The 20,499-nt window shown below is 45.8% G+C and carries 20 protein-coding genes; 11 read left to right on the top strand and 9 right to left on the bottom strand.

What is annotated here, in order from left to right:
* Nucleotides 1-2: 2 nt before the first annotated feature.
* Nucleotides 3-827, bottom strand: coding sequence for a hypothetical protein (locus K0H60_RS04700; RefSeq protein WP_220057433.1), 825 nt, complete (start codon nucleotides 825-827; stop codon nucleotides 3-5).
* Nucleotides 828-1,201: 374 nt separating this feature from the next.
* Between K0H60_RS04700 and K0H60_RS04695 the strand changes: the two genes are divergently transcribed.
* The 3 genes from K0H60_RS04695 to K0H60_RS04685 are packed head-to-tail and all read left to right on the top strand — an operon-like array spanning nucleotide 1,202 to nucleotide 3,340.
* Complete coding sequence (locus K0H60_RS04695) at nucleotides 1,202-1,936, top strand: basic amino acid ABC transporter substrate-binding protein (protein ID WP_220057432.1); 735 nt, start codon at nucleotides 1,202-1,204, stop codon at nucleotides 1,934-1,936.
* Between the two features lie 5 nt (nucleotides 1,937-1,941).
* On the top strand, nucleotides 1,942-2,622 hold the full coding sequence (locus tag K0H60_RS04690) for an amino acid ABC transporter permease (RefSeq protein WP_011625362.1): 681 nt from the start codon (nucleotides 1,942-1,944) through the stop codon (nucleotides 2,620-2,622).
* Nucleotides 2,615-3,340, top strand: coding sequence for an amino acid ABC transporter ATP-binding protein (locus tag K0H60_RS04685; RefSeq protein ID WP_220057431.1), 726 nt, complete (start codon nucleotides 2,615-2,617; stop codon nucleotides 3,338-3,340). Before K0H60_RS04690 ends, K0H60_RS04685 begins: the two co-directional genes overlap by 8 nt.
* Nucleotides 3,341-3,710: 370 nt before the next feature.
* On the opposite strand, the gene K0H60_RS04680 is transcribed toward K0H60_RS04685, so the two are convergent.
* From K0H60_RS04680 to K0H60_RS04670, 3 genes are all read right to left on the bottom strand, one after another.
* Nucleotides 3,711-4,019: a hypothetical protein gene (locus tag K0H60_RS04680; protein ID WP_220057430.1), complete on the bottom strand. Its 309-nt coding sequence runs from the start codon at nucleotides 4,017-4,019 to the stop codon at nucleotides 3,711-3,713.
* A gap of 332 nt (nucleotides 4,020-4,351) precedes the next feature.
* Nucleotides 4,352-4,927, bottom strand: a complete 576-nt coding sequence (locus K0H60_RS04675; protein WP_220057429.1) for a hypothetical protein — start codon at nucleotides 4,925-4,927, stop codon at nucleotides 4,352-4,354.
* A gap of 151 nt (nucleotides 4,928-5,078) precedes the next feature.
* Entirely contained in the window at nucleotides 5,079-5,612 is a 534-nt protein-coding gene (locus K0H60_RS04670; protein WP_220057428.1) for a J domain-containing protein, read from the bottom strand.
* 410 nt (nucleotides 5,613-6,022) lie between these two features.
* On the opposite strand from K0H60_RS04670, the gene K0H60_RS04665 reads away from it, so the two are divergent.
* Entirely contained in the window at nucleotides 6,023-6,268 is a 246-nt protein-coding gene (locus K0H60_RS04665; protein ID WP_220058217.1) for a hypothetical protein, read from the top strand.
* 207 nt (nucleotides 6,269-6,475) lie between these two features.
* Here K0H60_RS04665 and K0H60_RS04660 read toward each other — a convergent pair whose 3' ends face one another.
* Complete coding sequence (locus K0H60_RS04660; protein ID WP_220057427.1) at nucleotides 6,476-7,486, bottom strand: sugar-binding protein; 1,011 nt, start codon at nucleotides 7,484-7,486, stop codon at nucleotides 6,476-6,478.
* Between the two features lie 371 nt (nucleotides 7,487-7,857).
* Between K0H60_RS04660 and nfsB the strand changes: the two genes are divergently transcribed.
* From nfsB to K0H60_RS04645, 3 genes are all read left to right on the top strand, one after another.
* A complete protein-coding gene (gene nfsB / locus K0H60_RS04655) occupies nucleotides 7,858-8,511 on the top strand; it encodes an oxygen-insensitive NAD(P)H nitroreductase (RefSeq protein WP_086902103.1) in 654 nt (217 codons plus the stop codon).
* A gap of 308 nt (nucleotides 8,512-8,819) precedes the next feature.
* A complete protein-coding gene (locus tag K0H60_RS04650) occupies nucleotides 8,820-9,464 on the top strand; it encodes a DNA-J related domain-containing protein (RefSeq protein ID WP_011623806.1) in 645 nt (214 codons plus the stop codon).
* Between the two features lie 253 nt (nucleotides 9,465-9,717).
* Nucleotides 9,718-10,470 (top strand): thiol:disulfide interchange protein DsbA/DsbL, encoded by a 753-nt coding sequence (locus tag K0H60_RS04645; protein ID WP_220057426.1) that lies wholly within the window; start codon nucleotides 9,718-9,720, stop codon nucleotides 10,468-10,470.
* A gap of 125 nt (nucleotides 10,471-10,595) precedes the next feature.
* Here the strand turns inward: K0H60_RS04645 and K0H60_RS04640 are convergent, their stop codons facing one another.
* The 3 genes from K0H60_RS04640 to hemG form a co-directional block, all read right to left on the bottom strand.
* The gene (locus tag K0H60_RS04640) at nucleotides 10,596-11,603 is read right to left on the bottom strand and encodes a DUF4382 domain-containing protein (RefSeq protein ID WP_220057425.1); all 1,008 of its coding nucleotides are present in this window, start codon (nucleotides 11,601-11,603) and stop codon (nucleotides 10,596-10,598) included.
* Between the two features lie 266 nt (nucleotides 11,604-11,869).
* The gene (locus tag K0H60_RS04635; protein ID WP_220057424.1) at nucleotides 11,870-12,397 is read right to left on the bottom strand and encodes a cytochrome b/b6 domain-containing protein; all 528 of its coding nucleotides are present in this window, start codon (nucleotides 12,395-12,397) and stop codon (nucleotides 11,870-11,872) included.
* Nucleotides 12,398-12,438: 41 nt separating this feature from the next.
* Nucleotides 12,439-12,960 (bottom strand): menaquinone-dependent protoporphyrinogen IX dehydrogenase, encoded by a 522-nt coding sequence (gene hemG / locus K0H60_RS04630; protein WP_011716010.1) that lies wholly within the window; start codon nucleotides 12,958-12,960, stop codon nucleotides 12,439-12,441.
* 442 nt (nucleotides 12,961-13,402) lie between these two features.
* Between hemG and K0H60_RS04625 the strand changes: the two genes are divergently transcribed.
* From K0H60_RS04625 to K0H60_RS04610, 4 genes are all read left to right on the top strand, one after another.
* Nucleotides 13,403-14,608, top strand: a complete 1,206-nt coding sequence (locus K0H60_RS04625) for an MFS transporter (RefSeq protein ID WP_220057423.1) — start codon at nucleotides 13,403-13,405, stop codon at nucleotides 14,606-14,608.
* Nucleotides 14,609-14,733: 125 nt separating this feature from the next.
* Nucleotides 14,734-15,573 carry a TIGR03899 family protein gene (locus K0H60_RS04620; protein ID WP_220055552.1) on the top strand — a complete coding sequence of 280 codons (840 nt, stop codon included), beginning with the start codon at nucleotides 14,734-14,736 and terminating at the stop codon, nucleotides 15,571-15,573.
* 141 nt (nucleotides 15,574-15,714) lie between these two features.
* A complete protein-coding gene (locus K0H60_RS04615) occupies nucleotides 15,715-17,946 on the top strand; it encodes a GGDEF/EAL domain-containing response regulator (RefSeq protein WP_088210981.1) in 2,232 nt (743 codons plus the stop codon).
* The gene (locus tag K0H60_RS04610; protein ID WP_220057422.1) at nucleotides 17,946-19,844 is read left to right on the top strand and encodes a sensor histidine kinase; all 1,899 of its coding nucleotides are present in this window, start codon (nucleotides 17,946-17,948) and stop codon (nucleotides 19,842-19,844) included. Before K0H60_RS04615 ends, K0H60_RS04610 begins: the two co-directional genes overlap by 1 nt.
* Here K0H60_RS04610 and cysC read toward each other — a convergent pair.
* Complete coding sequence (cysC, locus tag K0H60_RS04605) at nucleotides 19,836-20,453, bottom strand: adenylyl-sulfate kinase (protein WP_011716005.1); 618 nt, start codon at nucleotides 20,451-20,453, stop codon at nucleotides 19,836-19,838. The two genes, K0H60_RS04610 and cysC, sit on opposite strands and share 9 nt — an antisense overlap.
* Nucleotides 20,454-20,499 lie beyond the last annotated feature (46 nt).

The following is a 20,499-nucleotide window of genomic DNA, read 5'->3' as shown; positions in this document are numbered from 1 at the left end:
AACTACCAAGGTACGACTAAGCTAAAACGCACTAGGGTATCGTTATCCCAAGGCAGAATGGGCAAGTAGTTAGGTGAGTGCACACTCTCCTTGGCATAGTGATCTAGGTTGTATTCGGTATGCTCCACATATAGTAGCCACTGACTGCCCTTCTCCCAATAATCCGTATCGTAACTCATGCTGAAGCGATATTGATTTTCGAGCCATATATCGCCGTCATTCCAGTTTTGCGCGGCAAAATTCATCTTTAACTTAGGCGTGATATCAAAACCAAAGCTGCCCATAAAGGTATAAGCAAACGTGCCGTTGCCAAAGTCACCCCGATCGTAACCACGGGTACGAGGCACATCATCATCGATTTCTAAATAGTAATAGCCCGCGCCCGCCTTTAACTGCGCCTGCGATTCTTGGCCTTGATAATTGGCGGTTAATCCAGGGAATAACTTGGCTTGCTTTTCGATGGAACTCACAGTGTTACGTTTACCCTGCAAGTCAACCTGCCAACCAAAGAAGAAGCGAGGATCGATATGGTAGAACTCACCCGAGGCCACATAGTCAGACTTAAACCACACGGGGATATGGTCAGGATCGAGATCGTCGGTATCGATGTCGATAAACATATCCAGCATGGCGGACAGGTAAATATCCGATGCCGTGGTATGTTCAATCATGATATTGCCGTTAAAGCCAAAGGTGTGTGAACTTTCCTGTTCCACAATAAAATCGTGTATCCCCATGGTGTAATGCCACTGGGTAGATTCTTCTGCACTGACTGAAGTTACTAAGCCTAAAAGGAGTGCCGCAGGTGCTAGAGTTAGGTATCTCACATTTCGCTCCATAAATTGCTATTTGTTCCTGCATTAAGATTAGATTAACGCGCATAATTTAATGAAGTTTTTACGATTTTTGTTGGAAATAGCTCATAAAATTTCATCGCCGCCTAAAAAATGAATAAAAATTGCCGTCTTGTGCACAAGTTTACACCGCTAAATTGCTATCCACGGTCATCCTAAACAATTCGCTAACGCTTTAAAAACGTATTGATATCAACCCAGCCCAAGCCTGTAGCCATAAGCTTCCCCTTGTAAATCACCCACTTTTCAGATTGAATTTTTAATCAAGTTTATAGCATAATTATTGACACTTATGCTGCATATCCCTATAGTCGCCACATTGCGAGTCATTCAAAAGAGAGTCTTAAATGAAAAAATCCATGTTATTAGGCGGCCTAGCGCTGACTGCCACCTTGTTGTTAGCTGGATGTGGGAAAAGCAACGATGTTTTAGTCGTCGGAACCAATGCGGCCTTCCCGCCCTTTGAATACGTAGGCGGACAGAGTGGTGACGAAATCAAAGGCTTCGACATTGAGCTTGCCAAGCAAATCGCTAAAGATGCCGGCAAGACGCTTAAAGTCGAAAACATGAAATTTGATTCACTGATCGTTGCGTTAAACTCTGGCAAGATTGATTTTATCGCCTCGGGCATGACCATCACCCCGGAGCGGCAGGCCAGCGTTAACTTTTCGGAGCCCTACTACGAGGCGACTCAAGTGCTGCTCGTGAATAAAGATAACGACACAATTCATACCCTTGATGACATTAAAAACAAACACTTTGCGGTACAGCTCGGCTCAACCGCCGATATGATGTCTAAAAAATACACCCAAAATGTCACGGCTTTTAACACAGGTTTTGAAGCCATCATGGAGCTGAAGAATGGCAAAGTCGACTTAGTGCTATTCGATAGCGAGCCTGCGGCGAACTATCTGGCGAAAAACCCCGATCTCAAACTGATCAAGCTGGATTTCCCCCCTGAGTTTTATGGTTTTGCGGTGTCAAAGCAGCAACCCGAACTCCTCACCAGCATTAACAACACGCTGAAAAACTTGAAAGCAAGCGGCCAATATCAGGCACTCGTTTCAGCCCATATCAAGTGATCCCTATGTTAGAAGCAATCAATACTTCGCTGTTTAGCCCGATTGGCGACGACGGCATGATAGGCATACTGCTGATTTTAAATGGCTTAAAAGTCACCTTGATTGTGACCTTCTTCGCCATGTTATTAGGCGCAGTATTAGGCGTGGGAACCACACTGATGAAGATGTCATCTAAGTGGTATATCCGCTTCCCCGCCGAACTCTATGTTGGCGTCATCCGCGGCACACCCGTGGTAGTGCAGTTAGTGATCCTTTACTTCATCGTACTGGCAGCACTCGATGTCGATAAAATTACCGCCGCCATTATCGCCTTTGGTTTAAACAGCGGCGCTTATATCTCTGAGATTATTCGCGCAGGGATCCAAGCCGTCGATAAGGGGCAAACCGAAGCGGCACGCTCGCTCGGCCTGTCGCAGGCGATGACCATGAAGCTGATTATTCTGCCGCAGGCGATTAAGAATATTCTGCCCGCGTTAGGCAATGAGTTTATCGTGCTACTCAAAGAAACCGCGGTCATTGGCTTTATTGGCGGCGTGGATTTGATGCGGGCGGGTGAGATTATCCGTAGCCGCACCTTTGAAGACAGTATCCCACTCTTTACCTGTGCACTGATTTACCTGTTCCTGACCTACAGCTTCACATTTATGCTGTCGAAATTCGAAAAGAGGTTGAAGCAAAGTGATTAACATAACCAACCTACACAAAAGTTATGGCGATAATGCGGTCCTTAAGGGCATCAACGAACATATTCGCCAAGGCGAAGTGGTGAGTGTTATCGGCCCCAGCGGCAGCGGTAAAAGTACCTTTTTACGTTGCATCAACCTGTTAGAAAAACCCACCCAAGGGGATATTGAAATCGAAGGGCAATCCATTACCGCTAAGGATGCTTGTGTCGACAAATTACGGCAAAAAGTGGGCATGGTGTTCCAAAACTTCAACCTATTCCCCCATAAAACCGTATTACAAAACATTACCTTAGCGCCAGTGAGCCTAAAGTTAATGACCCAAGCCGAAGCCGATAACAAGGCGCTCACTCTGCTAACTCAAGTTGGGTTGCAGGATAAAGCTAATGCCTATCCTTCGAGTCTCTCGGGCGGACAAAAACAAAGGGTTGCCATTGCCCGCGCGCTGGCGATGGAGCCTGATCTGATGTTATTCGATGAGCCCACCTCGGCACTCGACCCCGAAATGGTCGGCGATGTACTGGATGTGATGAAGGACTTAGCGCAAAAAGGCATGACCATGGTGATTGTCACCCACGAAATGGGCTTTGCACGCGATGTTTCCGACAGAGTCATCTTTATGGATGGCGGCTATGTGGTGGAATCCAATATCCCCGAGGAATTATTCACTCGCCCCCAAGAAGCCAGAACCCAAAGCTTTTTAAGTAAGGTGCTGAGGTAATAAAGACTTATACAACATTGAAAGTTGAACAATGGTATTTGCTTGATGAGACTCAGCATGCTTCGAGACAGAAGCGATGAATTTTTTATCTATTTATGGAGTTTATTGTCATTGTTTCCCCAGTGACTCGCCGTGAATATATCCCTATAGGCTCGACGGCGACATCCATGTCGCCAACGGTCACTGGTGCCCCAATGCCAATTTTAACTACCCATTTGCGATATGTACGTAAAAAGCAAAGGGACAAAAGAGAGTTAGATTCCTGACTATTATTTCCTAATTTCGGATTAAAACTTCTATTGAGATAACGCACACCTAAACGGGGAGCAACTTGTTGCGAGTCCAGCGGCCGCAATGTTTAAGGCGCTTGTTAGGGCTGCTTTGGCGCATAAATAAAAACGTAACTATGAATACCATTGCGTACAGTTTTGTTTCTTGGCGCTGGATAGATTGTAAAATCTTGGACTTTTAGCTCTGGCGTACCGGTGCTATTAACGGCACGTTGAGCTAACGGAATTGTTGTGGCCAATCCCTTTAAATTTATAGTATCCAGAGCTTCGATAAGCTTTTCATTCTGCGCGACTTCAATAACAAAATCTCGCCCGTTGTCCGAAATATAATATTTCGCTGTACTATCACTTAACCCAGCATCAAGCAGAATTTGACATTCTAGACTCATGTTTAACTCCTTAACCTTAGCGCGAGCAAAAGGCGCGTTTTTGATGGCGCTTGTTAGCCACCATTAAAAGTTAATTTATAGCGAGGTAAGCTAAACGATATACCAAGCAACAGCCATTATGGCCACACCAAACGCAAATCCATAAATAAAAGGCTTAAAACGAAAATCTGGTGAAGATTGCTTGTTTTCCATTTTAATGCTCCTTGATAAAAACAGTTCTTAATTCAAAACTAGGGCTAACGCCCGCATAAGGCGCCCATTACTCGCCTGCTATTCTTTGAGGCCTTGTGCCGACCCAGCAAGCGTGTAATGGGTCGGCTTTAATGCGATTGTTAAGTTTGTGGAAAGTAATCTGGAATGTCATTGATATAAAGGCGCAGGATGTCGCCTCTCTTAATGTCTTTTTGCTTGTGCCCAAGATCTTTCCTTAATGCAATTAGTAGATCTTCAACTATGGATAATACATAAGCGGGATCGTTATTGCTTTCAAGTTCTGCAAGGCCGACTTTGAAATCACCAAATGCTGAAACCATATCCTGAGACCCCCAAATAACTAAATCTCTGGTGGTGTCAGCAAAAAACTTAACCATTTCCTTTTCGCTAGGTTGCTTCTTTCCAAGCTTTTCAGCGAAAGTTATCTGAAATATAAACTCAATGATTTTTTCATAAACTGGGATTTTTTTGGATCGGATTTGATTTTCAATATCTACTTTATGCTCTTGCCTTTTGGAAAACATAACAGTAAACACTGATACAAGAACAGTTGCTGAGGCAGCAATTATCCCTGCGCTTAACTGAGGATCAATAGACTTAAAAATAGACCAAACTTCTTTGATTAAGAAGTAAGCAGCGAAGACTATTCCACAGATGACCAGTAGGCCTAAGGTGGTCTGTACGTACTTGTTCATTGCGTCGGTATGTCCCTATTTAATTTAAACTTAACGCCCGCCTAAGGGGCTGGCAACGCATTACCACAAAACTCAATCACAACAGCCGAAACCACCGCGGCTCATTGGGACTGGAAACGCCGCGCGTTGACAGTCCCTCTTGAGGCGTTTGTTATGCCACTTGTGATTTCAGATTTTCATAAGATTCATTTATTCGTTGCATCATATGTTTACTACCACCTTTGTCAGGATGATGTATAGAGGCTAGACACTTGTACCTCTTCTTAAGCTCATAGCCTGACGGCAGTTGATCAAAACCGAGAATATCTTTGTCTGAAAAACTACAAGATAACTCTTGTAGTCTATTGTTCAATTCTTGATTTGCCTCGTACAATTCTGAAATTGTGAGTTCAGCTGCTTTTAGTTGAAGCTTCAGTTCATTGATTCGTGCATTAGCTTTACGAATAGTTTCATTTGCTCTATCGAGTAAGCTGTCACTATTTTCAGTATTATTTTTTACATTATCTGAAGTCAGATAACCTAATTTAGTTAAGACATAAATAACCCTTTCTCTCTCTATCTCATTGTAATAATTTGTATAAAGGCGACTGAGCATTAACTTAGCAGTCTTAACTGAGATCTCTTCACTGCCTTCATAAAGCACGGCTCTTTGCTCAGAGTGAGTAGTAGTAAAAATATCAAACATAGTCCATTTAACTCGTGAGTAATAATCAGGGAATCAACGTACTCGGGTGGCATAACATTTTATTCGTGCGCATGCGCGTTTACCTCGTTGGACCAGTAAAAACGCGCATAGTTAACTATCTGTATGTAAAGAAGTTATCAGCTTTCTATAAAATACACCATCTGGAAAAACGCGCATGCGCGTTTTCCAAACCTATTAACTAAAAGTCTGCTTCTATAGTCACCTGATTTTATAGAGTTTTATTCTTTGCAGATGGAGTTAATGCGCACTGATATTGTCTGAACTTCATACCAAAACACCTAAATTTAAATACAACTGTATACCCATACATTGTTAGTCGCTTTACGTTAGGTCCAAACATTAGGTAAATGGATGAGATTTTGTATGGCAACAAGAGTAGGAGTTTTCTATTGAGCCAACGAACCAAAACAAGGAATGGGGCAAAAACTTTTAGCCAGATGAACAGTTCAATGGTCGTTAAGATTGCCACTGTTACAACAGTGACCGTTGGCGGCATGGATGCCGCCGTCGAGCCTATAGGGATATATTTACGGCGTGTCACTGGGGAAACAGTGGCAATGCATATAACGCAATATCCGATTCAGCACTTCTGTTTTGGGGCAAAAGCGCGTTCGCCAGAAACCAATTCAAAATAGTAAGGGTCGCAGTTAACCTGACTAGATAAATCTGATCCACTGTCACGTTTGAATATTGATAGGGTAACTCCAAATTAATACCGCTACAGATTACCAATGCTCTTTTATCACCAACTTATGGATATAAAAGACTGTGCAAACATCTGTTTGTGACTTCTTTGAAGCTGCACACTCTAAAACTGTTCCTAGAACATAGGCTAGAGGGCATTACATTCCCGCAGGTTTCTCGCAGGTCTCATAGTTCTGTTGAGTGCAGAAGGTCACAGGTGTGTAGATAATGTCGTCGTATTGTTGTTTGGTGACAATTTTATATAAGGTCAAAATGGCCTGCCTTCCCATTTCATAGGGACTTTGACCAATGTTGATATGGGCAAGGCGGTCTTTCAACATAGTTAATTGCTCTGGAGAGGTGTCGGTAATAATAATGACGATGTCCTTGTTATCGATTTTATCTTGATAGGGAGCCATCATTTCACGGTAGAGGGCCGCATCATTTTGTGCCCAACCGCCTACAGCAACGAAGGAATTAGCCTTCACTGGTTTGCCTTTCATCACGGACTCCATTTGCTTAACCGCTTGACTGAGTTGGTCAAAATTAAACAAAGGCTCGCGCACTTCAGTCCAGCCCAGATCGTTATTGAGCAATTCACCTGGAGGGGTATGGTAAGTTTTGCCAGATAACGCGGAGCGCACGCCCATCAGTCTTAAATTCAGATTTGGAGAATCGGGTCGCCCCGATTGCATGATAAGGGTTCCCCCATTGGGTCGTAACTTTTTAAGCTCTTCACCTAACGACTGACCTAATGCAAAATTATCAGTGCCGATATAGGCCAAACGTAAACTCTTAGGATCTTCATCGATAGAAGCATCCAAGTCTGAGTCATAGGTAACAACAGGAATACCAGCTTCCTTTGCCCTCTTTAGGCTATTCTCGGCAAGATGTTTAGATTGCGTAACCGCGACGGCAATTCCATCCACACCTTCATCAATCAGCTGATTTATCACTTGATCTTGCAATCTCACGCTACTTGATTCGGGTCCTCGATAGATGCATTCAACCCCTTTAATTTGTGCGGCGGCGTCAATACAACCCGTTTTGCTTTGGTCAAAGAAAACACTATAGAATTTAGGCACAACTGCAAACTTAAGATCCTTTCCGTAGCCACATGACAGCGGTAATAGGCTAAAAGCAATCAGCAGCATCAATAATCTCGCCATACATTCCCCTAAACAGTAAGCTCGACTTAATAAAATGTAGCAAAGGAATAGATTAAACCACACAAGTGGCAACTGTATTATGGAAGACTTTTGATCTCACTCAGTATTTTTGAGTTAGCTCATCTCTCTACCCACAACAAAACAGTACTCAACAATTTGTTAGACGAGTCATAACGCCAATAGATGATTCTTGCTATTCACTGCAATTCACTGCAATTCACCAAAGCCGATAAGCATTCATTGCGTAAAACGGCTATTAATTTCAAAAATATTTTGAAACTGATAGCTGTTTTGATCACATTGTTTTTTGTCCAAACCTGCTTAAAATGCTGAGGTTGAATTTGTATTCCTAGATGATTTGGAGCCGTTACATGAGTGATTTAAGTTTTCTCGCTAAAAAGCGTTACACCACTAAGGCCTTTGATCCAACAAAGACGATTCCTGCCGACAAGATTGCCGAAATCAAGACCTTACTGCAATTCAGCCCATCATCGACCAACTCGCAGCCTTGGCACTTTGTATTGGCTGGCACGGCGGAAGGCAAAGCCTTGATCGCACAAGCGACCGAAAACTACGCCTTCAATACTCAAAAAATTCTCAACGCTTCCCATGTAGTCGTGCTGTGTACGCGCACTCAACTCGATGAAGCCCATCTACTGCAAGTGCTAGAGCAAGAAGCCAAAGATGGCCGCTTTGCCAGTGAAGAAGCCAAGCAAGGTCAACATAATGGTCGTTCTTTCTTTGCCAATATGCACAAATATGAGCTAAAAGACGCCCAGCATTGGATGGAGAAGCAAGTGTATTTAGCACTGGGTACCCTGATGTTGGGCGCAAGTGTGCTCGATATCGATGCCTGTCCAATCGAAGGTTTCGATGCGACTAAACTCAATCAAGTCTTAGGCCTGCGCGAAAAAGGCCTGTGCGCCTCTGTGGTGGTCGCTCTAGGTTACCGCTCCGAAGAAGATTTTAACGCTAAGTTACCTAAGTCGCGTTTAGCGCAAGAGGTTATCTTTACCGAGATCTAAACCTCGCCCCTTGAGCGAATTTGTATATGCCCTTGTTTGTATTGCAAACAAGGGCATTTTTATCGCCAGCTCTCCAGCATCAGCCAGCTACCATAACCGCAGTTAAAACCAACCAAAGGCGGAGTGACCTTGGGGTAAATTGCTCTAGAATCCTTCTTTGCCTACACTTTTCCTCTATGGCATAGTGTATTCCAAGCTCAGTAACGACTCGCATCAATATAAGATAAAAACATTTAAAATCTTACAGATAGCGCAAAGTTACTTTTAATCACACTCGCTTGATAACAACTTAGGATGGGACAGTCAGTATGCTACTCGCTAAACCTTCACTCAGTGCAGAAGCTCAATCGGCAACGCTCTCGACCACTAAGGGCGATAACCCGTTAATCTGGCCCGTATTATCCGTGTTACAAGCCTCTAATCAAAGCTGGAAAATCCATCATCTCGCCACCGAACTGCAAAATCGCGGGCTAATCCATCCGTTAGATGAAAACCCAGGTAATGATTTGTTTAAACGCAATTTTTTACTGATGAATGCCCTGTTTGAACTGCAAGAGATCCTGATGCCAAAGCAATGGCTGCAAGTCAAAGCCATGGAGATCCAAATTTTCCGCCTCGTCCCTTCCAACGTTAACCTATTGATAATGGAAGATACTTCCCTGCGGGAATACTATCTTGACTGGAATAACTATGACACCAGTGAAAACGTGGTGCGCGAATTATTAGAAGCCTTCTGGAGCAGTTATAAGAGCTATATTGGCTTGAATGTGAATTTGATGCATAAGGGCCATGCCCTGAGGGTATTCGAGTTGGATGAGAGCGCAACCCCAAGGGATATTCGCAAACAGTGGCGCCGTTTAGCGCTGAAATGGCATCCCGATAGACCCGAAGGCGACGCCGCGCGTTTTCGCGAAGTCTGTGAGGCTTGGCAATCCCTGCGCGATATTGCTTAAGTTTTCCCTTTTATAACTGTGATCCCCTTTGCAGTCCTGCAATTCTCACGGTGAAACTCCCGCGGGATCACAGATTTAGTCCGATATCCGCTGCCTAATTCAGCGATAATTAAGCCTTGCCATCTAACCTAAAACCATATTCACGCGGCTATAAGCCCAGCGTATTTTTCAGTTTGAAGTCATCTCGCCAATTGAGTTAATTGCGCATCTCAAGCGATACGATGAATTCACGCTAACCGACTTTGAGGGAACTATGATCAAACCATTAGCCTTGGCTGTCGCCTTAATCGTTGCACCATTTAGCGCCTTTGCCGCGAATTATGTTGAAGGTACTCATTACACTCAAATCTCTGACAAAGCGCCGAGCAGCGAACCCAAACTGACTGAGTTTTTCTCCTTCTATTGCCATAACTGCTTCAACATGGAAACCAACTATCTGCCCGATATCAAAGCGAACCTAAACAAAGGCATTGCATTTGATACTAAGCATGTCGACTTTATGAATAGCGACATTGGCACCGAAGTGATGCGCTCACTGGCAGTGATCCAAGAGTTAGATAATAAAGATGCATTAACCCATGCGATGTTCGCCGCGATTCAAGGCGAAGCAGGCGCAAATGGCCACGACCACAGTGCGCCAGGTCATAAGCACGAGCCACAAATCAACAGTCGTGACGACATTAAACAAGTCTTCGCTAAGTTTGGTATCGATGCGGCCAAGTACGACAAACTGGCCGACAGCAAGAGTACAGATGAAAAGCTCGCCCTATGGCGTGCCCAGCAGAACCAATTCCGCGTTGAAAGCGTGCCTGCTTTTATCGTGAATGATAAATATGCGGTTAACTTAAGCAGTATCAGAACCTTAGATGAACTAATTGGCCTGATTAACTACCTAGCAGTCGAAAAAGATGCTCAGGCACCTAAGAGTTCTGGCGGTAGCCTAAACTGGTTATTCTTAGCCTTTGCCGCAGCGATGGCTCTTGGCCGTCAAAAGCGTTTGAGCTAACACTCGACTGACGAGTTACCAATAAAAAAACCAGCATCTCTGCTGGTTTTTTTATTGTGTTTTATTCGCGAACTAACTCTACGAGCATGACTCCTACGGAAAGTTACGCCTATAAGACATTAGGCCTACGGAAAGTTACGCTCAGCAACGCCATTAGCGGTAACTGTCACCCCAGTTTCTGCAGCATGGATAAAGAAAGGCGCTTCCACATCATCGGGATTGTTACTCACATCCGGATCATCATTTTGCGCTAAGCAGGTATAGCCTAAGCTGTAATCACCCGCGACCACAAAACCAAATTCATAATCGTGGCCGACGACTTGGCCGTTTGTGTCTGTGACATCATTCACCCGAGCGGCTGCGATCGGTGCGAGCTCAGTCGCCGTGTCGGCTTCGGTTCTGAAATCTTTCATCTGCTCAAGCGTGGTATTGGCGGGATACAAATAAACCGCTGACGAGAACTCAGAGCCACCTGCGGCGACTTCACAGCCTTCCATCACGGTCGCGCCCACAGTGCCTTTAATCGCGCCCACTTCGGACTGATTAAATAATTGCACTGAAGTCGGTTTCAGCGTCCAGTAATCTTTGTTGCCATGGGGATCTTGCAGACCTTTGCTTAAATCAAACTCGGCAACAAAGCTGTTTACACCCGCCGCAATGGTGAATTTTTTATTAAAAAACAATCGGCCAGTGTCACTTTCATCGGCGCCCACTCCACCGCATGAGCCATTGCTGTTGGTCGTTAGCCCATACAGAGTGTCATCGAAGGTTTGTACGTGTGAGCTTTCGCTATTGGCCACTGTGCTGTTTTTCATATACAGGCACATTTGGTATTCACCGACTGGGATGGATTGACCACTCACCAGCGTTTCTACCGCACTGCCTTGAAACTCTAATAGATCGACAAACTTAAGCTCGCCATTTGGAGTGACATTAAATGAGTAGCTACCCGTGTCGTTCTTCAGCACGACCTGTCTAAATGCGATAGTGACCGATTTTGCATCGGCGGGGTTGTCTGATACCCCTAGGCTAAAGGTCGCCATTTGAGTAGCGGGCTCGCCCGAATCAGAGCCGCCGCAACCAAACAGTAACCCCGTCAACGCTATCGCTAGAGCACTTTTTTGAATATTCATAGGATACCTTCATTAGTTTTCCAAAAAATTCTCAACATCGTCTACCTCAATCTTTGAGCACAATTCAGTAAAGCCAAAGCATGAAAACATCGGCTCAAACGGCTGGGTAGGCATGTAGAGATAAGTCTAGGGCTGAGTGTGCAGCTTGTCGATGAACGTACGCTGAACGGTGAAAACCCGCTCAACCGAAAATGAGGTGAACCCTATAGTGGGAGGAGGCACACAAATAGGCCAAAATCTTGAGCGAACCTGACCGAGATAAAATGTTATTGGCGAATAAATTCAATAATATGTGTTGCTGCAAGCACCAAGTGAACGACTAAAAAACCAATAAAAAAATCGGCACAGACTTGATGATACCCGCGCCAAGTCATCGCAAGCGGAGTGCCTTGATAAATAAACCATATCGCGCCCGTCACGCCAGTGGCCACCAGCAGCAACATGCCTATGCCTTCAATCGTACTGAACAAGCCCTTACCACCCGCGACCGGCAATTTGCCCTTTAACAGTCCTTTAATGTCCTGCGCTAGTTGCCCCCAATCTCCCACCAACCAGGCAAAATACTGATGCCATTTCCCTAGAAGTGTATTGCGCAGTAGAAATAAGATCCCGAGTACGGCACAGATTAATCCAAGATAAACATGCAGATAATCCCAGATACTGGCATTAGCACGCAGGCTTCTGCCGATAAAGATCCACGGACTAGTACAGACGAGTAAAGTAGAAGACAGCACAATCCAAACGTGCAAACGTGCCAACAAAAAACCGAGTGCCTGCGTTAATTTTTCTGACATAGTTGGGTTACCTTTGCGGCAGACTTATCCCATTCGCCCATTTAGGCTTGATGGATCTGTTGGCCAAAATCATTCACTTTTTGCCAGTCAGTGTATTCAACATTAGTGACAGGATCCGTAGGCCCCTTAGTTAACCACATGATAAAGCGGATGATATTTCTATCTAAGGCGTTATAGCCTTGGTAATTTAAGTTACCGCCAAATACCTGTAACAGCTTAGGACGCCACGTCGTTTTACTTAAAAACGCCTGCATATAGGGGTTGGTTTCTGGGGTGTTTTTCTCTGGCTTACGCGCGACTAAACTGACGGAGAAAAAGCCACTCACCTTTTGCGTGAGGATCTGTTGATGCTTCTGAATAAACTCATACAGCGCTGGGTTATGTTTCCCGTGACGAATGCTGGCGCCAATAATGATCTTATCGAAGGATTCCATCGCAGGGACGGCCTTAATATCCGCAATCACCACTGAGTTGCCTAACTCTTTGAGTTGCTGCGCCAATTGATTGGTGATTTTACGAGTTTGACCATGAACACTAGAGAAGATGATCAGAATTTTTTTCACTTAAGCCTCGATTATCTCAACAAAAATAAGAAAAAGCGGCCAGAAAAAGACAAAGACGGCGGCTTTATGTTGACCTAAACAAACGAATAGATTCAGCCTCGATGACCCAATCAACCACTGCGCTTATTAAGCACCAGAGGGGCGCTTTTATGGTTCATCAGTCAAATAAGAAGCCGTTTAGGTTTATCACGCAAAAAGCAAACTGCCTATTACGATATTGCATACTAGGTGATTTAGTCATCAATTTACATGAAATAGATCACGGGCTTAGCGCCAAATGTGCCCTGGATATACGGTAATTCTAGCTTGCTCACAAAAACAAATATCCACTACCTTGGGATCAAAATGTTACAAAATCAGGAATGAGTACTACGGCTCTCGGGTGGCTAATAACAGGTAAAAGCATTAGCATTTGTTCACTTATCGCCTGAGTACCCCATCCATGAACGCAACTCAAACCCCAAATCCAAAGGCATTACTGCTGTGGATGACCTTTGTTATGTCGCTGGTCTTCGCTGTCTGGCAAGCCCTGCTCAATAACTTCGTGATTGAAAAAGCGCAATTTACCGGCGCCGAAATTGGTATGCTGCAAAGCCTGCGGGAAATCCCCGGATTCTTAGCCTTTACCGCTATTTTTGTATTGCTGTTAGTGCGCGAACAAGCCTTTGCTCTGTTGTCATTGGCCTTGCTCTGTATTGGTGTGGCGATTACTGGCTTTTTCCCGCAGGTGTTGGGGCTATACCTAACCACAATTCTGATGTCAGTTGGGTTTCATTATTTTGAAACCATTAACCAATCCCTCACCCTGCAATGGGTCGATAAACAAGACGCTGCGGCGTTTATGGGTAAAGCCCTCGCATGGCGCTCGGCGGCGGCCTTAGTCGGTTATGGCAGTATTTGGCTAGTCATGACTTGGCTGAAGCTAGACTACTGGCATATGTACTTGATTATTGGTGTATTAGGTTTACTGATGGTCATCAGCATGAGCCTGTATTACCCCCAGTTCGACACCCATGAAGTGCAACATAAAAAGGTCATCCTACGTAAACGATACTGGTTGTATTACTTACTGACCTTCTTCTCCGGCGCCCGTCGGCAGATTTTTATGGTGTTTGCAGGCTTTATGATGGTCGAGAAATTCGGCTATAGCGTTAGCGAAATCACCGCCCTGTTCCTTATCAATTATGTGGTTAATCTGCTTTTCGCCCCAGCAATTGGCCGCTTTATCGGCCGTATTGGTGAACGTAATGCCCTCACAGTGGAATACATTGGGCTGTTTTTTGTGTTTGTCAGCTATGCCCTTGTCGAACAACCCCATATGGCCGCCGCGCTCTATGTGATTGACCATTTACTGTTTGCGATGGCGATAGCCATGAAAACCTATTTCCAAAAGATTGCCGACAGCAAAGATATTGCCGCCACTATGTCGGTCAGCTTTACCATTAACCATATCGCCGCAGTCGTTATCCCCGTACTCTTAGGCCTACTCTGGCTAAGCGATCCTGCCCTCGTCTTCTATATAGGTGCAGGCTTTGCGGTGTGCTCATTAGTATTGGCTCTCAATGTGCCGCGCCACCCATCCCCCGGAAATGAAACCTACTGGGCATGGCCAGCTAAAAGCATTGATAAACCGAGTCTCGACAGTTAAAACGGTAGGCTGCGCAATAAAAGCAATCCAGCGCAGAGACTTAAGGATTGCAATCGACTAAGCTGGTCACGCGGGATAAGCTAGTATCCCGCGTATCAACAGCGATTAAGCCACAGGATAAAGGCATGAAGGATTCAGATATTTTAATGCTTGCGGATGAAGCAGCTCCCGCAGCCGAGGTCTCGGCCCGTAAAAAAGCCCTGCTCCTTGGACGCCAACTCGGGCTCGCCAGCGAGCAGGAATATCGCCCCGCCAATGCCTCTATTGCCGAACGTGCACAGCATAGGGAGCGCAAACTCGCCAGCCAATATCAGGCCAATGTCGAAACCATTTTCGCCCTCGCCTTGAGCTACACACCATCGGATGTTACGGGGGTCGATCTCGACCCCGACTGGAGTCATCAATTCTTCCTGATGGCGGAGCAAATCCACAACCGTAAAATGCAGGATCTGTGGGCCCGTATTCTCTCGAGTGAAATCGTCAACCCGGGTAACTTTAGTCTGCGCACCTTAGCGCTACTCAAACAACTTACCCACAGAGAAGCGCAAATCCTCGAAAAGGCCCTCGGTATGGCGGCCAAGGTCAATAATGAGCAGCGCTTAAAACTGATCAGCGGCTATCGACTCACTGGCGGACTCGGGCAGTATTTTCGCAAAAATAGCACTGTCACTCTTGGCTTATCCCAATTCGGTCTGCCCTACTCCAGCATTCTCACCTTGGTCGATGCTGGGATACTCCACAGCAGTGAGTTTGAAACCGGGTTACTCAACAGCAAAACTCCCATCCAACTGAGCATGCCCGGCATCCAAATGAAGCTCACCCCCAAGAGCGGAAACCTGCTGTTTAGCTACTATCGATTGACGCCGATTGGCGATGAACTGGCGCAGCTCGTATTGCCCAAACAGGATCAAGAATACCTTAAGGCGTTACAGGCGCTGTTTTCTAAGGATTTCAAAATCGAGTAATTGCTTAAAAAGACTTATATATCTGACCACAAAAATATTTTCTTGAATAAAGCCTAGCTGTCGCAAATACTTTGAGTATAAAAATTACTCACTTCTAGGCTGAGTTAATAAGGATGCTTAGGCATCTCAAGGAAAGAGAATATGGTTAGTCAATCGCAAGAAATTGTTTTTTTAGATGAACCCATAGCAAGCACAGCGGTAAAGGCTGCAAAAGCTGTCAAAATACTCACAGTTGATGACGATATTAACTTCCAACGCTCTACCGCATTTGCACTGTCTACCCTGACCATTCTTGGCTCAAAAATAGAATTAACCCAAGCATTTAGCTACGCAGAAGCCTGCCAAATCGTCGCCAATGAAGACGATTTTGCCATTGCCTTAGTCGATGTGGTGATGGAGACCGAAGACGCAGGGCTGAGATTAGTTCGCGGCATTCGAGAAGTGCTCGGCAACGAGAAAATTCGCATTATTCTGCTCACCGGACAACCCGGTATGGCACCGGTTTTTAACGTGATGCGTGACTATGATATCAACGATTATTGGACTAAGTCGGAACTCTCCGCCGATCGCCTACAAACCATCTTGACCACCAACCTGCGCTCCTATCAACAGATCAGCAATATCGCCAACGCAAAACGCGGGCTGCAATTAATCGCCGAGTCCAGCGGCGCCCTCTATACCTCGCGCAATATCAAAGAACTCTCGAGCAAGATGCTACAGCAACTGGCCATACTGCTGAATTTGCCTTCGGGCGGAATTGTCTGTGTCAAAGCCATTAATGATCTCAGCGAGTTTGGTCATATACATCAGATCATTGGTGCCTCGGGGGAATTTGAGTCTTACTATGGCAAAGCCTTACAACAGCTCGAGCAGCAACATATTCGCATCCAGCTCGAATTATCACTCAGCAGTAAACAATCACGCATCGAACCACAATACACTTGTCTGTTTTTCCCCGGCGAACTGGCTGGCAATGACTATGCGGTTTACCTCGCCACGGGGCGACTCTTAGATGCGACCGAAACCGAGCTCATTCGCGTCTTTAGCATGAATATCTGCGGCGGCTTGCACAGCGTCTCCTTGATGAGTCAGTTGGATAAAATCGCCTTCGAAGATCCTTTACTCAAGATCCCGAATCGCAATGTACTCATTCGCACACTCGATGGCATTTTAAAGGAGGATGTTCGCGATAAATTTAATCTATTACTCATCGATATCGATAAGTTTTCAGACTTTAACCATGTGTTTGGCTCTGAGCATGGCAATAATATGCTCAAACATGTTGCCAATAGCCTGAGGGAACAGTTCGATGCGAGCGTGCTCGTCAGCCGCTTAAAGGATGATAAGTTTGCCATTTTAGGCCCGAAGCACTTAGTCACCGCCGCACTGATTGAGCAGCTGTTTGTCGCCCCCTATCAACAGGGTACCTCCTGTATTACCGTCAATATCAGCACTGTGACTCTCCCTCTAGAGCTCGCCGAAGGGGATGCGGTCGCCGCCATCACTCAACTGAATATGGCGCTCAAAAAGGCCAAGAGTCTGGGCATTCGTCAACATGTGACCTATCAACCCAACAACGATGATGTGACGTCACATTTTGAGTTACTACAGGCACTGCAGTTAGGCATTACCCAAGGGGATATTCATATTGCTCTGCAGCCACAGGTGTCGTTACAAACGGGGGAAGTCGTTGGGGTCGAAGCGCTGGCGCGCTGGACTTTACCCAATGGTGATAAGGTGCCGCCCCTACGTTTTATCCCCATCGCCGAAGCGACGGGGCTAATCACTCAGTTGGGGGAACAACTGTTTGTGCAATCGTGCCAAGCCATGCATGCACTCGCCGAGGCGGGTTATCAAAACTTACGTATTGGCGTTAACCTCTCCGCAATGCAATTTGAGCAGGAAAAAATCGTTAATCAACTGCATAGCCATATAGAAGCGGCGCAGATTGCCAGCAAACATATCGAAATTGAAGTCACAGAATCCATTGCCATGCAGAATTTTGAGGTGATCAATAAACAACTCAAAGCGCTGCGCAATATGAATATCAAGGTCGCGATCGATGACTTTGGTACTGGGTTTTCTTCCCTTGCCTACCTTAGCAAGCTGACCTTTGACAGGATTAAAATTGATAAATCCTTTATCGATAATATCACCACCGACGATGGCGCCGCGGCAATTGTCGACAGCATTATTCTCCTCGGTGAACGCTTTAAGATGAATGTGATTGCCGAAGGCGTTGAAACCCGCGAGCAAGCCCGCTGGCTTAAAGATCGCGGCTGCCATGATGCCCAAGGCTATTTTTACGCTAAACCTATGCCGCTCCAAGAGTTATTAGTGTGGCTCGCCAATTACCAAAAAAGCATTCTGTGATGATATTTAAACGCGCGATAACCTCCCAGCAGTTATTTTGGCGATATTGGCTTAAGCTGATGTTACCTTGGCTGTTATTGGTGCCGTTACTCAGCCTGGTGCTCTACCAAAAGCGTCACGAAGATGCGATGACCCCCTTATATCGACAGGCCGATGCCGTGCTTGCCGATGCCAATCAAACCATAGCTTACTATCTCGGTAGCCTGAAACGAGACGCGCTGTTTCTCGCTAAATATCAACTTCTTCTCGATGCCGCGTCGGGCAAAAATGCCGAACTGGCAGCTGTTGAGAACTTCTTTAAAGCCTTTAGCGACGCCTCGTTACAGTACGATCAAGTGCGCTGGCTCGATAACGACGCCATGGAAAAGGTGCGCATTAATCTTATCAATCATGAAGCACAAATTGTCCCGCAAGCAGAATTGCAATCGAAACAAGGACGCTACTACATAGCGCCGAGTTTAGCGCTCGAACCCGATACGTTTTACTTTTCCCCCTTAGATTTAAATGTCGAAAACAAAGTCATTGAGACCCCTATCAAACCTATGCTGCGCATCACCACACCCGTGTTTTTAGCCTCAGGGGAGAGACAAGGGTTTATTGCGCTGAATTTTCTCGCCCAAACCATGCTGGATGCCATCGCCAATACGGCTAAAGAGGGCGTCGAGCTGTCGATGTTAAACTCAGATGGCTACTGGCTTTTAGCCCCACAGCCACAAATGGCATGGGGATTTATGTATGGACGGGAAGAGGTAAACTTTAGCAAATTCAATCCCTCCGCTTGGCAAGAAATCCGCAAAAATACCGAGGTAGCCTTTACCACCCCAGATGGACTCTGGGACTACGAAAATGTGCATGACATAGGTAATGCGGCCCTTCCTGAGTGGCGGCTCGTGACTCATATATCCCACAGCGTATTGGCGAGTATCACCAAACAATGCATTGTCGAATCTTTGAGTATTGGTCTGTTGCTGTTGTTATTGGGCAGTGCCGTTTGCTGGCGTACGGCAAAATCAATGTGCGAGCGGGATAAGCTCCATGATGACTTAACCGAGCAGCAGCGACGGCTAGCAAATAGTAATAAAGCGCTGGCGCAGTCACTGCAACACCTGCACGATACTCAGCAGCAACTGATTGAAACCGGTAAATTATCTTCTCTTGGGATGATGGTGGCGGGTGTCGCCCATGAGCTCAATACCCCAGTGGGGGCCTCTTTAATGACCCTATCGAGCATGAAGAATGAGTGCAGCAAATTGCAATCTGCCTTCGAAACGGGCCTTAAACGCTCCGATGTCGATACGTATTTTGAGCACTTTTATGAAGGCGCCGAGATAGTCCAAGCAAACCTAGAACGCGCAGCCGCCTTAGTGAAAAGCTTCAAACGGTTAGCGGTCGACCGCACAGGTGAAGAACGTCGTGTCTTTAAACTCACTAGCCTAGTGCAAGATATGCTGCACACCTCATGGCTAAGAATGAAGAAACAATTTCATGAACTGAATATCGACATCTCACCCGAGATAGAACTCAATAGTTACCCCGGCGCCCTTGGGCAAGTACTCGAGAATTTAGTCTCAAATGCGCTCAACCATGCGTTCGAAGATGTCGGTAATGGGCAAATCAACATTACGGCCTACAGCCTCGAAGATGCCTTTGTCGCCATTACAGTCACAGACAATGGCGGAGGCATGGACGATGCTACCTTAAAGCAGATCTTCGATCCCTTCTTTACCACTCGAAGAGGTAAAGGCGGCACAGGTTTAGGATTACATTTAGCACATCAACTGGTGACCCAGTTACTAGGCGGGTATATCAAAGTGACGAGTGAACTGGGTAAAGGCACTTGTTTTACTTTAACCATTCCAACAAATGCCCCAGAGTCCCATAAAATCAGCTTAGGCTAATGCTTTAGCCTTATCGGGATTGATGACCCCAATCGCGGTTAAATAATCGATTAAAGCACGCACTTGCGAGGCTAAATCCCCTTTACTGGTATCAATCGTTAACTCCGCCGAGAGCGGCGCCTCGTAGGGTGATGAAATGCCAGTAAAGTTGCTGATCTCACCGCGGCGAGCCTTAACATACAAGCCCTTAGGATCGCGCTGCTCACATATGCTAAGCGGCGTCGACACATGCACTTCGATAAATTGACCTTCTGGAAAACGTGCACGTATGCTATCGCGCTCCTCGCGGGTCGGCGAAATAAAGGCCGATAGTACGACTAAACCCGCATCCACCATAAGTTTTGCCACTTCGCCAACGCGGCGTAAGTTTTCATCCCTATCGGCGACGCTAAAACCCAGATCCTTACATAAACCATGGCGAACATTATCGCCATCGAGCAAATAAGTGTGAAAGCCCGCCTCAAACAGTGCGCGCTCAAGCGCCCCAGCCAAAGTCGACTTGCCCGCACCAGACAGCCCTGTAAACCAGAGTAATACCGGATTTTGGCCCTTAAGTTTGGCTCTGGCCGCTTGGTCGACACTATGTTGGTGCCACACAATATTGCTCATAAACACTCCTCAAATCTTAGGTTGAGTAACAACCTAAGACAAAAAA

Source organism: Shewanella mangrovisoli, from assembly GCF_019457635.1.
GTDB classification, from domain to species: domain Bacteria; phylum Pseudomonadota; class Gammaproteobacteria; order Enterobacterales; family Shewanellaceae; genus Shewanella; species Shewanella mangrovisoli.
The sequence above is the reverse complement of the archived record's forward strand: the minus strand, read 5'-3'. Positions and strand labels throughout refer to the sequence as shown.